The 12,288-nt window shown below is 53.1% G+C and carries 13 protein-coding genes; 9 read left to right on the forward strand and 4 right to left on the reverse strand.

Going from position 1 to position 12,288, the window contains the following annotated elements:
- Nucleotides 1-51: 51 nt before the first annotated feature.
- Complete coding sequence (locus KF947_RS00620) at nt 52-456, reverse strand: hypothetical protein (protein ID WP_227405179.1); 405 nt, start codon at nt 454-456, stop codon at nt 52-54.
- A gap of 473 nt (nt 457-929) precedes the next feature.
- Between KF947_RS00620 and KF947_RS00625 the strand changes: the two genes are divergently transcribed.
- Both KF947_RS00625 and KF947_RS00630 read left to right on the forward strand, forming a co-directional pair.
- Nucleotides 930-3,596 (forward strand): bifunctional acetate--CoA ligase family protein/GNAT family N-acetyltransferase, encoded by a 2,667-nt coding sequence (locus tag KF947_RS00625; protein WP_227405180.1) that lies wholly within the window; start codon nt 930-932, stop codon nt 3,594-3,596.
- 60 nt (nt 3,597-3,656) lie between these two features.
- Nucleotides 3,657-6,389: an HAD-IC family P-type ATPase gene (locus KF947_RS00630; RefSeq protein ID WP_227405181.1), complete on the forward strand. Its 2,733-nt coding sequence runs from the start codon at nt 3,657-3,659 to the stop codon at nt 6,387-6,389.
- Between the two features lie 69 nt (nt 6,390-6,458).
- Here the strand turns inward: KF947_RS00630 and KF947_RS00635 are convergent, their stop codons facing one another.
- Together KF947_RS00635 and KF947_RS00640 are read right to left on the reverse strand one after the other, a co-directional pair.
- On the reverse strand, nt 6,459-7,520 hold the full coding sequence (locus tag KF947_RS00635) for an ion channel (protein ID WP_133732473.1): 1,062 nt from the start codon (nt 7,518-7,520) through the stop codon (nt 6,459-6,461).
- Between the two features lie 216 nt (nt 7,521-7,736).
- Nucleotides 7,737-7,880 (reverse strand): hypothetical protein, encoded by a 144-nt coding sequence (locus KF947_RS00640; protein ID WP_166650407.1) that lies wholly within the window; start codon nt 7,878-7,880, stop codon nt 7,737-7,739.
- Between the two features lie 667 nt (nt 7,881-8,547).
- On the opposite strand from KF947_RS00640, the gene KF947_RS00645 reads away from it, so the two are divergent.
- Nucleotides 8,548-8,730 (forward strand): hypothetical protein, encoded by a 183-nt coding sequence (locus KF947_RS00645; protein ID WP_227405182.1) that lies wholly within the window; start codon nt 8,548-8,550, stop codon nt 8,728-8,730.
- Between the two features lie 142 nt (nt 8,731-8,872).
- A complete protein-coding gene (locus KF947_RS00650; protein WP_166650408.1) occupies nt 8,873-9,043 on the forward strand; it encodes a hypothetical protein in 171 nt (56 codons plus the stop codon).
- 95 nt (nt 9,044-9,138) lie between these two features.
- On the opposite strand, the gene KF947_RS00655 is transcribed toward KF947_RS00650, so the two are convergent.
- A complete protein-coding gene (locus tag KF947_RS00655; protein WP_227405183.1) occupies nt 9,139-9,897 on the reverse strand; it encodes a dienelactone hydrolase family protein in 759 nt (252 codons plus the stop codon).
- Between the two features lie 163 nt (nt 9,898-10,060).
- Here KF947_RS00655 and KF947_RS00660 point away from each other — a divergent pair, with 163 nt between their 5' ends.
- The 5 genes from KF947_RS00660 to KF947_RS00680 all read left to right on the forward strand — a co-directional run bounded on the left by KF947_RS00660 (nt 10,061) and on the right by KF947_RS00680 (nt 12,254).
- Nucleotides 10,061-10,741 carry a Bax inhibitor-1/YccA family protein gene (locus KF947_RS00660; protein ID WP_133732477.1) on the forward strand — a complete coding sequence of 227 codons (681 nt, stop codon included), beginning with the start codon at nt 10,061-10,063 and terminating at the stop codon, nt 10,739-10,741.
- An 85-nt stretch (nt 10,742-10,826) separates the two neighbouring features.
- Complete coding sequence (gene tusD, locus KF947_RS00665; protein ID WP_133732478.1) at nt 10,827-11,216, forward strand: sulfurtransferase complex subunit TusD; 390 nt, start codon at nt 10,827-10,829, stop codon at nt 11,214-11,216.
- A gap of 10 nt (nt 11,217-11,226) precedes the next feature.
- Nucleotides 11,227-11,592: a sulfurtransferase complex subunit TusC gene (gene tusC, locus KF947_RS00670; protein ID WP_227405184.1), complete on the forward strand. Its 366-nt coding sequence runs from the start codon at nt 11,227-11,229 to the stop codon at nt 11,590-11,592.
- Nucleotides 11,593-11,610: 18 nt separating this feature from the next.
- The gene (gene tusB, locus KF947_RS00675; RefSeq protein WP_223288891.1) at nt 11,611-11,901 is read left to right on the forward strand and encodes a sulfurtransferase complex subunit TusB; all 291 of its coding nucleotides are present in this window, start codon (nt 11,611-11,613) and stop codon (nt 11,899-11,901) included.
- A gap of 2 nt (nt 11,902-11,903) precedes the next feature.
- A complete protein-coding gene (locus KF947_RS00680) occupies nt 11,904-12,254 on the forward strand; it encodes a TusE/DsrC/DsvC family sulfur relay protein (RefSeq protein ID WP_227405185.1) in 351 nt (116 codons plus the stop codon).
- Nucleotides 12,255-12,288 lie beyond the last annotated feature (34 nt).

Genomic DNA, 12,288 nt, shown 5'->3' on the forward strand with positions numbered 1-12,288 from the left:
TCTGAAAGATTTCCACTGTTTTAGAGCGTAACACCTATAATTCACGCCAAACTATAGTTCACACCAAATCCGCTCTTTAAAGTCTTCGTTGAGTTCGGATACGTTGCGCATGCGGTTAAAAGTGGCCTCAGTCATGTCTCCGGCGATCTGACGGTAACAGGATGCTATCAACTCGGGCGTCAGTGGCCCGTTGAAGCCCAGCATGCAGTGTGTGAGCTTGTTATAGACTGGCGCCATAGTCGCCAGGAAATCGATCTCGTGGCGAAATGCGTCGTTAAGTGTTTCTAGCCAAATGCATTGTAGCTTGGCCGCCGAATTTGACGTTTCAGCCCAAGGCTGATACCAAAAAGCTAGCAAGTATTTGTTATTAATTACGTTGTTATTGTCTACACTGCTACTCTCTACGCTATTATTGGCGGCATTAGTGGAAGCTTTTGGAAACGCTGATGTTGTCATTGTCATAGCTCCTCAAGTGAAGTAGAAAAAGTATAGTACTCATCGCCTTTGCTGAAGAATTTAATAGCTCATGTTTTGACCGACATCAACATTTTAATGTGTAAAGTCGTTAATAATTAGATGGTTAATAAAATGACATGTGTGCTGTGATAGTAATTTCTACCCACCTGAAATGAGTGCTCATTTTACGTTACGGTAAGGTGAACATTGTTTTCGAAATCTTATTTACTGATTTAGCATGAAATATCAATAGGATAAGAAGTTGGCGTGTGTTTTTTAGCATGACAACAAGTGGGGCCAGGAATAGTTGCGCCACATCAATAACTTAACAAATTAAACCATGTTATTTATATGACTAAGCTTTTCTATAGATGAACTCACGCTATAACAATCCATGCGCGTGAAGCAGCTGTCACGAATGCTAAGTTATACATGGGCAGCTCTAGTAAACTTCATCACTAGGTACCGCTACCATGTCGATACGCAATCTAAACGCGCTGTTTTCGCCTGACACGATAGCGCTGATCGGTGCAAGCAACCGCGCTGGTTCAGTGGGTGCCGTGCTGGCGCGAAACCTTTTTGAGGCCGGTTTTTCAGGGCCTATCCTGACTGTGAATCCAAACGAGCGGGCCATCCGCTCAGCGCTCAACTACCACTCCATCAGTGAATTACCGTTGGCTCCAGATCTGGCCATTATCGCCACGCCACCTGACAGCGTGCCGGGTCTTATTCGTGAACTTGGGGAACGGGGGTGTCGAGCGGCCGTGGTGATCACCGCGGGCTTCGGTGAGGGAGAGAGTGCCGATGGAAAAGCGCTCAAACAGGCAATGCTGGAGGCCGCTAAGCCTTACTTGATGCGTATTGTCGGGCCTAATTGCCTGGGTATTCTGCTGCCGCACAGGGGGATCAACGCTAGCTTTGCTCATATCATGCCGCAAAAGGGAGACGTTGCCTTCGTGACCCAGTCCGGTGCGGTAGCGACCTCGATTCTTGACTGGGCATCTGCGCGTGGCATCGGCTTTTCGCATGTGATCTCTCTTGGCTCAATGAGCGATATTGATTTCGGGGATATGCTCGACTATCTGGCTCTTGATCCTAATACCCGCTCCATCCTTATCTATATGGAGGCCGTGACCGAGGCACGCAAGTTTCTGTCGGCGGCCCGTATGGCCTCCCGTAACAAGCCTGTGGTGGTCGTCAAGGCAGGTCGCAGTGATGCGGGCGCCAAAGCCGCGCTGTCACATACCGGGGCGCTAGCCGGCTCTGATGCTGTCTACGACGCGGCGTTCCGGCGTGCGGGAATGCTACGGGTCAATACCCTCGATGAATTGTTCCAAGCCGCAGGCACGCTGGCGACCGGCATCCGCGTAAAAGGCGACCGGCTGGCCATCCTTACCAACGGTGGGGGAGCCGGTGTACTGGCGGTTGATGAGCTAGCTGATCGACAAGGTCACCTGGCCGAACTTTCCGAGTCGACGCTGGCGCGCTTGGATGCCTTGCTACCCAAAGCATGGTCCCATGCCAATCCGGTTGACATCCTCGGCGACGCGCCTGGTCAACGCTATGCAGGCGCACTCGAAGCGTTACTCGATGAGCCTGGAGCGGATGCGGTTTTGGTCATGAACTGCCCTGCGGCGGTAGCCGATAGCCTTGACGCTGCCCAGTCCGTGGTTGCGACCTTGGGCGAACGGCGTCCTGCGGTGTTGACCTGCTGGCTGGGTGAAGGGGCGCCTGCCGAGGCCCGCCAGCTGTTTTCCGCGAAACGCATCCCTACGTATCAAACGCCAGAGCAGGCCATTAGGGCCTTTTCGCACTTGTCGAACTACTGGCGTAATCAGCAAGCGTTGATGGAGACGCCGCCAGCCGTTGCTGAAGATATCATCATCGACAAGGTCAACGCGGAAGCCATCATCGACAGTGTACTCAAGGATGGTCGTAGCGTACTGACCGAGCCGGAGGCAGCGGCAGTACTGTCGGCTTATGGCATTCCAACCGTATCGGCCATCGCAGTGAAGACGCCGGAGGAAGCCTGCGAGGCGGCCAAAAAGTTGGGTTTCCCGGTGGTGCTGAAGATATTGTCGCGGGATATCTCGCACAAGTCGGATGTGGGGGGAGTGCAGTTGAACCTTGCCTCACCCGTGGCGGTGGCTCAGGCGGCGACAGATATGCTCGCTAGCGTTCAACGTGTTGCGCCGGAGGCACGGATGGATGGCTTCAACGTGCAGCCGATGATTCGCCGCCCTGGTGCGCATGAGCTGATTATGGGCGTTGCTGAAGACAGCGTTTTTGGGCCGATCATTCTGTTTGGCCAGGGCGGCACGGCGGCTGAAGTCATCGGTGACCGCGTCATTGGCCTCCCGCCGCTCAACCCCCTCCTGGCGAAGGAGATGATCCAAACGACGCGTATCTCTCGCTTGCTGCAAGGCTATCGAGATCGGCCTGCCGCCGATGTGGAAGCCATTACGCTCACCCTGATCAAACTGTCGCAAATGGTCTGCGATCTGGATCGCGTCGCCGAGCTCGATATTAATCCTTTATTGGCCGATTCTTCCGGGGTGATCGCCCTGGATGCGCGTATTGTGGTCAGGGCCGTCCACGGCCAACGTCGACCGCTTGCTATTCGCCCCTACCCGCAGCAGCTCGAAAAAGTTATCGAAACCCGAACTGGCCAGCGTTATGACTTACGCCCCATACGCCCGGAAGATGATAACGGGCTGGTCGAAATGTTCCGTCACTCTTCGTCCGATGACATGAGGCCACGCTTCTTTGCGGCCATCCAGGGGGCTGATGATGCTTTCGCGGCTCGCCTCACCCAGATCGACTACGACCGAGAAATGGCCTTCGTCGCTATGGCACCAGGTAAGCACGAAATCGTCGGAGTTGTTCGCCTGTCTGCTGACCCTGACAAGGAAAAAGCTGAGTTTGCGATTATGGTGCGTCGCGATATGAAGGGAACGGGACTTGGCTATCGTCTTATGCAGGAACTGCTCAACTATGCTCGTGATAGTGGCATCCAGCAGCTCTACGCCGATATTCTGCGAGAGAATCATGCTATGCGGCAAATGGCGGACGAGTTTGGCTTCGTTACTCAATCAGTCAAAGATGAGACCGATACCGTAACGCTGGTGCTCAAGCTGTAACGCCAGTGTCTGCAACGACAGTACCTCATTACCTCTATTTTCGCTTGCTAGGGAGACAGTATGGACACACCTACTGCCGATACCGATTTATCATCAGAAAGCCCGTCTTTGCAGGTTCACGCAAGGCATGCCGATGATGTCCTTGCGGACTTGGAGACTTCGCTATCGGGGCTGACAGTAGATGAAGCTGCCAAGCGCTTGGAGCAGTATGGGCGTAACCAGTTACCGGCAGTAGCTGGCCGACACCCGCTGCTTCGCTTTCTCGCTCATTTTCATAATGCACTGATCTATTTCCTTTTGGCGGCGGCCATCGCAGCCTCGTTGCTAGGGCATTTTGTCGATGCGTCGGTCATTGTTGCGGTGGTCTTGGTTAATGCAGTGGTCGGTTTTGTACAGGAAGGCAAGGCGGAAAAAGCGCTGAATGCAATCCGTAACCTTATCGCTCCGCACGCTCATCTAGTCAGAGAAGGGAAGCACGTCGAAGTGCCCGTCGATGAGATCGTTCTGGGCGACATCGTATCCTTGGAGGCAGGAGATCGAGTGCCTGCAGATTTGCGTCTTATCCGTGCCAGCTCACTGCGAATTGAGGAGGCTATCCTGACCGGCGAGTCGGTGGCTGCAGAAAAGCGGGTTTCACCGGCCCCAAAAGAGGCTGCGCTGGGCGATTGTCACTCCATGGCGTATTCCGGCACGCTGGTGGCCACTGGGCAGGCGACAGGGGTGGTGGTGGCCACCGGTAGCGATACTGAAATCGGACGAATCAGTACCATGCTGCGTGATGTTCAACCACTGACCACGCCACTACTACAGCAGATCAATCGCTTCGGAACGCAGTTTACCTGGGTCACGTTGGCCGTGACGGTTGTTCTGTTTGCCTTTGCGGTGCTGGTACGCGGCCATGTCTGGTCGGAGGCGCTCATTGCCGTTGTGGCCTTGGCCGTTGCGGCGATCCCCGAAGGCCTGCCCGCCGTTATTACCATCACGCTCGCTATCGGCGTGCAGCGTATGGCACGGCGCAACGCCGCTATTCGGCAGCTTCCTGCGGTGGAGACGCTGGGGGCTACATCGGTTATCTGCTCCGACAAGACCGGCACACTAACGCGCAACGAGATGACCGTGCGTCGGCTGGAAGCCTCCAGCGGCCGAATGATGGTATCCGGGTCTGGCTATGTACCGGAAGGGCGACTGACAGCGGAGACAGCGGCTAACGTGGAGGATACACGGCCAACGGATATCGACAGCCTGATCCTGGCCGGACTGCTGTGTAACGATGCCCAGTTGAGCAATACCGACGGAGAGTGGCATGTGATTGGCGACCCCATGGAAGGGGCGCTGGTGGCGTTGGCTATTAAGGCTGGCCTGGAACCCGAGTCTACTCGGCATGAGTGGCACCGCCTTGATGAGATTCCTTTCGATGCCAAACATCGCTTTATGGCCACGCTCAACGGCCATGCATCGGAGGGGGCGCGTATTTTCGTCAAAGGTGCCCCAGACGAACTGTTGCAACTATGCTCCCTTCAGGCGGATGGAGAGGGAAGTAGGTCGCTGGAACGGGATGCCTGGACGGCCCGCATCTCAGAGGCGGCTGCTCAGGGGGAACGGGTGCTCGGCTTAGCGACTAAGCGGCTGCCGTCCGGTACCCACAAGCTAACGTTTGCTGACCTTGATGACAAGTTGGTTTTTGTTGGCTTAATAGGTTTTATCGACCCGCCGCGGGAGGAGGCAATGGCCGCCATTAAAGAGTGCCACTCCGCCGGCATTATGGTGAAAATGATTACCGGCGATCACGCCGCGACGGCAGCGGCTATTGCTCGTCAGTTGGGGCTCGATGACGACCCGCACGTACTAACGGGGCGTGAACTCGATGACATTGCCGATAGCGATCTGCCTGACATCGTTACCGAGACCAGTGTTTTTGCCCGAACCAACCCTGAACACAAACTGCGAATTGTTCGAGCGCTGCAATCGACCGGCGCCATAGTGGCGATGACCGGCGATGGCGTTAATGATGCACCTTCGTTAAAGCAGGCGAACGTCGGTGTTGGTATGGGGCATAAAGGCACCGATGCGGCAAAAGAGGCGTCGCAGATGGTTCTGCTCGACGATAACTTTGCCTCCATTGTGGCCGCCGTGAATGAAGGCCGAGTGGTCTACGACAATATTCGTAAAGTGACGGCTTGGACGTTGCCGACCAATGGGGGCCAAGTATTAGCGGTCATTGCCGCGATTCTGTTTAATTTCGCTATGCCGATGTCAGCCGTTCAGATCCTGTGGATCAACCTTATCACTGGCGTCACACTAGGGTTGTCGCTGGCGTTTGAGGGAGCCGAACCGAATGTTATGCAGCGTCGGCCGCGGCCTGCAGGGCAGGGCTTGCTGACGCCCTTTCTGGTCTGGCGCATCGGGTTGGTGTCGTTCTTGTTCCTGATAGCAGTACTGGGTATTTTCTTCTATTCGCTTGGCCGAGGGGATGAGCTAGCCATGAGTCGCACCTTGGTAGTTAATACCATCGTGGTGCTGCAAGTGTTCTATCTTTTCAACGTGCGCTATCTGCACATGACCTCCTTTAACTGGCGAGGAGTGCTTGGAACCCCCGCCGTGTTAATAGCGGTCTCTATGGTCGTCTTTGCTCAGCTAGCATTCACGTTTCTGCCGGTTATGCATCGCCTGTTCGATACTCGGCCGCTAGGTATTGCGGACGGGGTGTTAATCATCGCTATCGGTATCGCCATGATGATAGTGCTGGAAGTTGAGAAGACTCTGGTGCGTAGGACGGGTTGGCTGGGGCAGTGAGCAAGCAAAGGCCTGCCCTCCAAGAGGGCAGGCCCGTTTAATTCATGAAAAACGGCTCACCTCACTTTTTTAACTTTCTGCGGTGAGTAGCTCACTCAACTGTTGCTGTGAAAGGCGTGTATTGGCCATGTAGTAAATAATGTCACCATCCTGCAGTGGACGCTGGGTGTCTGGATTCAACATGCTGCCTTCGCTGTCATCGCTGCTGTTGGCAAGACCAAGCACGGTGGCATTGCATACCTTTTTCGCTTGCATAAATAAGTCGCCGAAGGTGGCTCCGGCAGGCGGCTGGTTTAACCTGGTTTGGTATTGGGTAGCGCCACGATCAACCGCGAGTAGTTCGTTGACGACCCGTGAAATTCCTGCATCAGAGGCTGACCTTACCAGCATTTCCAACGCTAAGGCTTGGGTACATTCGATGCCTGGCAAGGTGCGCCGCAACATTGCTGCGGTGTCGGGATTGGCGCAGTGGGCGACGATATGGGCGTTTTTTGCTTTAAGGCTGTAGGCACTCAGCGCGACGGTAGCAACTCGGTCATCACTCGTGTCGTAGATGATGATGCGGCTGGCGCTCTCAACCCCGGCTCGCTTGAGAAGCTCGGCATTGGAGAAACTCTCCCCTTTGATAAATTTCAAATCCGCCGGGCGTGGGTTACTCATCTCTTTGGTTACGCAGAGCACGACTTCATCAGGTAGGCCTTTATCAGCTTTGAGAATGTCCAAAATGCGTTCTGTGGTTTCGCCGTGCCAGCCAATGACGAGGGTGTGGCCGGATAGGTGGCTAAAATCGCCTTTTCCTTGCATCTGTAGTCTCCAAAAATTTGAAAGGGTGACAGTGGCTTTACCGATTAAAGCGGCAAATAGAGAAATGCCGCCTGGAATGAGGTAGAGCGAGGCGATCCACTCGCCAGCTATGGTTGTCGGGCTGAAATCACCGAAACCTACGGTGCTGGAGACGACCACGTAAAAATAAACCCAATCGGTAAGGGAGTCGGCCATCGCTTCGCCGACCAGAGAAAAAAGTACCCAGGCGGTGCCCATATGTGCGAGCACAATAAGTAGAAGGAATGTCCACGAAATTTGTAGCGTCGACGCTTTAAGGACGCGGAGCAGTCGCTGAATAACAGGCATAGCGGTCTCTTACGGTGGTGGTGTACCAGCCTAATTTACTTGGCATGGAAGTTGATGATTTGGTGTTCATACTAAATGGTGAGTGGGTTTCCTTCGCTCCGGATAACCCTTGCTAAAATGAAGAATGAGCTGGGGACAAGGCATGCCTGACAACGTACTCTGAACAAACAAAAGGGCCGCTATTCGCGACCCTTTCATATTTATGAACTGAATTCATCAAGCAAAGCGTTTGGAGAGCCAGGAAAACACGCTATCGGTTAGCGATTTTTTACCATGATGCTCGCGGTGTTGACTCCACACCATACCCCCGGACACAACCGCTAGGCTCATCAACATTCCAGCAAGAATAAGTTCATTCATAGCCTATCATCCTCATCTGAGGTTTTATCGCGCTCTATATAACCATAGCCGAACGACCCTACAAAAATCAATATTATACCTAGCCCCACGCCAAGCCAAACGTTATCGGTATTTAGGCTGGGGTTGGTGACTACCCAGCCAGCAGTGAAGCAGGTAGCAACAACAATAACCCCCACGTTCCGAGTAGCTTCTAAGAACTGCTGACGCGTTGCTCGAGCGCCGATTTTACGGCGGTGGGCTGAAGCCCTACGTTCTAATAAGCTTTTCTTGAGCCTGGCGCGCAGGGCCTCCTGTGGGTCTTTACCGCCATGAGGTTCTTTCAAGCCATCACCTGTCATTTTTCCAGCAAAATCAACAAAAAAGTATTAAAACTACCCCTCCCGCTTTGTTCACCTGGGTGCCGCGTATGCAGTCGCCATCGACACATGGTGTCGCTAGCCTACTCAGCTAGTTAGCGGCAGTCAGCGATTCTTGTTGAGGTGGGGCCTGAGCTACACCCGGCAAGTATAAAGGTGAGCAGGAAAAGGGCAACGAGGGTTTTGATTGGCAACCCCTTGTCAGCAATAGTCCTTTCGGCATTTAACTTAATAGGTATAAGACATGTGACGGAACATCATGCTATACGCGCATGTCATAGTTACGACTTTCTTTTTTCTAGGATAAGCATATGGATCGTGTATTCGCATGGGATCACCACCACAGTCAGATCGTTTACCGCATTCCAGGCCATCAGTATGACGATGGCCAAGAAGATAGCGATCTTTCTCCCGTATGGTTGCCCGCGGAGGAATCAGATTTACCCGAGGGGGTAACGATTGAGGACTTGCGCAAGGTATCCGTTAAGGATTAGCCGCGGCATGGTCTGAGCTGCTGCTCTGCGTGCTATTCAACGCTTTAGAACAAGGTATTTTCAAGCGCATAAAATACATTGTGTTTGGCTAGCGATCGGCTAATATGCGGATGTTAGCCCCTCCCTCTCTGGATATGCCGCCATGTTGAAAGGTTTGATCGTCTGTTTTGCGGTGTTGTTTGCGCAATTGGCGGTTCTGCATTTGGTTGACGCTCGTCTCTACAATTCTCCTCAAGATGCACGTCAAACGGCGCTGACCACCGTTACGCCGCATAAAGATGAAAAAGAAGACGAAGAAGAAGCGCAAAGCTGATTAGTCGCCAACTAAATACAGGTTTTAAGTACGCATTAGCTAAATTGAATTTTCAATACCCCTAGCAGCGCCTGGCAAAGCTAGGGGTATTTGTTTTAAAGCATTTCATCCAGCCAAGTATTAAAGGCTGCCCAAGAGCGTTGGTCGGCGCGTTCGTGATACGCATCGCTGCCAAACACGCTGAAAGCGTGGGGAGCGCCGGAATAGATACCGACTTCATAGGTCACACCTGCGGTTTCTAACTCCTCAGCCAGGGTGGCAACGTCCTCTAAGCTAACCGCAGTGTCGGCACCGCCGTGGGCGATAAAGATAGGTGCGGTTTCACTTGAGTAAGACTGGCCATCGGGGGTTGTTAGACCACCGTGAAAGCTGGTGTACGCTGCTATATTGTCGGCTTCACCGGAGCGGGCGATCTCTAGCGCTACGGCGCCACCAAAGCAGTAACCCATGATGACCGTTTGCCCGGCAGCACCTTGCTCTCTTGCCTGGGCTAAACCACCCAAGGTCAGGGCCCGCATGCGTTCTCTGTCTTGGTAGAGTCGATTGGTTGCGGCGCGCTTATCTTCGACTGCTTGGGGGCGGTTGCCTTCACCATATAGATCCACGGCAAATACGTCGTAGCCTTCATCGGCCAACATATCAGCACGCTGGCGCTCATAATCATCCAGCCCGTCCCAGTCATGAACGATTAGTACGCTGCCTTTTGTATTGTCACCCGCAGAAATAAAATAGCCCTGAAAATCCTCGTCATTCACGCTATAGGCAATATTTTCTCCAGCAGGGGAGAACGCCATTGCAGGCAGTGCCAGCGTAAAAAGTGCTAATGCGCTGGCAGGGAGTAGAATTTTTTTCATGTTTTTGGTGTCCAACAAGCATAGACAATGCTCGCTGAGCTGGTTCAACGTTGAATAACCATTTACGAAGAGGTCTGTGTGAAATAGACAAAGGCTTGCGTCTGGAACTCGGTAACGGCATGCTTGTCAGTTGTTGGAAATACCATTTAGGGAGCATGAACACATGGCTTACAACGATTTACGTACGGCACGTCCTCAGTCGAGTGGCGTTGCCAACAGTGTTAGCACTAACAAGGTGTTGCGTAACACCTACGCGCTACTGGCAATGACGCTGCTGTTCTCAGCAGTCACTGCGGGTGCTGCTGTGGCCCTCGGTATCCAACAAATGAACATCTTCGTGTTCTTGATTGGTGCCTACGGCTTAATGTTCCTGGTACATAAAACCGCCAACTCCGCGGCTGGCTTATTGGCAACGTTCGCCTTCACCGGCTTTATGGGCTTTACGCTTGGGCCGATTCTCTCTGCCTACCTGACCCTGCCTAATGGCGGTGCGTTGATTATGAACGCGTTGGCCATGACCGGTCTGACGTTTGTAGGTCTTTCAGCGGTAGCGTTAACCACCAAGAAAGACTTTAGCTTTTTGAGCAACTTCTTGATGGCGGGCGCCATTGTGTTGATTCTGGCCATGGTGGCTGGGTTCTTCTTCCAAATTCCGGCGCTTTCATTGATGGTATCAGCAGGCTTTGTGCTGTTTGCTTCAGCAGCCATTCTGTATCAAACCAGTGAGATCATTCACCGCGCTGGCGAAACGAACTACATTCTCGCCACGGTGACGCTCTACGTATCCATCTACAACCTGTTCGTTAGCCTGTTGTCGATTTTGGGTATTATGAGTAACGATTGATCCGAGTAAGCGATAGACGATATGACAGGCCCTATTTGATAGGGCCTGTCTTTTTTTAGGGTAACCGTTATCAGGTATTAAGATCATGCAGTACGGCTTATTGGTGATGGGGGCGCCGTATAGCAGCCCAGCTCCTCACTCTGCATTGCGTTTTGCTCATGCCGTTCTAGCGCGTGGACATCAAATTACGGGTGTTTTTTTCTATCACGACGGCGTTCATAATGCCTCTTCGTTGATGGCCCCCCCCCAGGATGAGCTCAATCTTAGTGAGGCCTGGGCTGAACTGAGCCAGCAGCACGGGGTTCAATTGGATGTCTGTATTGCCGCAGCGTTGCGGCGTGGGTTGATGAGCGAATCAGAAGCGCAGCGACACGGCAAGCAGGCCTTTAATGTAGCCCCGCCTTTCGAGTTGACCGGGCTTGGGCAACTGCTTGAGCTGCAGCAACGCACTGATCGTCTGATCTCGTTTGCTTAAAGGAGTGCTAATGGCAACACCTGATGCGCTATTAGTGATAGTTCGCCACGCGCCACATAGCTCAAACTGGCTACGTGAAGGATTAGATGCCGCATTGGTCGCGGCTGCCTTTGGCCAGCCCGTGCATCTGCTGTTTATGGGACAGGGTATAATGGCACTGCTGAAAGAGCAGGGCAGTGGCGCACCGGGCCAAAAAGCCACGCTGCCCACCATTGATATGTTGGAAATGTACGATATTGACAAGCTTTGGGTGACCGAAGGGGCGCTGCAAGGGATGCATCTATCCGCCGACTCTCTGGTAGGGGGCGTTACTATGATAACCGAGCAGGAAGTTCCTGGGATTTTGCAGCAACATTCCAAGATACTTAATTTCTAGGGCCAAGTGAGCGTCATTATGATTCTACACATCCTCACCAAAGCGCCTGACAGCAGTGCATCCACTCAAATGCAGCAAGCGATAGGGGGGCAGGATGCCGTGCTGCTGATCGAAGAAGCCGTTACAGCTGCGCTAGATCCCACCTGGGAGGCATGGCAGCAGTGTCAGTCGCGCATATTCCTTCTATCGGAAGACCTTGTAAGCCGCGGGCTTACAAACATAGCCGCGGATAATGAGCTGCCCACGCTAGAGGTGGATGGCTTTGTAGCGCTGACTGAGCAGTATGAAAAGGCAGTTACTTGGTACTAGGCATGTCAGAGACAAAAATATACCGTTATCTTGATTCGCAAAACAGATATCCGCTAGACCCAGAAGGATATCTTGTTAATCAGTCACAGTGGGACGAATCCGTTGCTTGTTTAATGGCGGAAGAAGAGGGCTTAACGCTTACCGCTGAGCACTGGGAAGTCATCGACGTAGTGAGGGCGTTTTATCAGCGTTACGAAATGGCACCGGCGATGCGGCCGCTGGTGAAAGCAACTAAAAACGCACTGGGTGATGAAAAAGGGCGTTCTATTTACCTGATGCAGCTCTTCCCCGGCAGTCCGGCAAAGCGGATCGCACGCCTGGCCGGTTTACCGAAGCCCACCAACTGCCTATAACCCCTGTGAATAGCTCGCCGGTTTGCAAACAGCC

The organism is Halomonas sp. FeN2, assembly GCF_020595105.1.
Classification (GTDB): domain Bacteria; phylum Pseudomonadota; class Gammaproteobacteria; order Pseudomonadales; family Halomonadaceae; genus Vreelandella; species Vreelandella neptunia.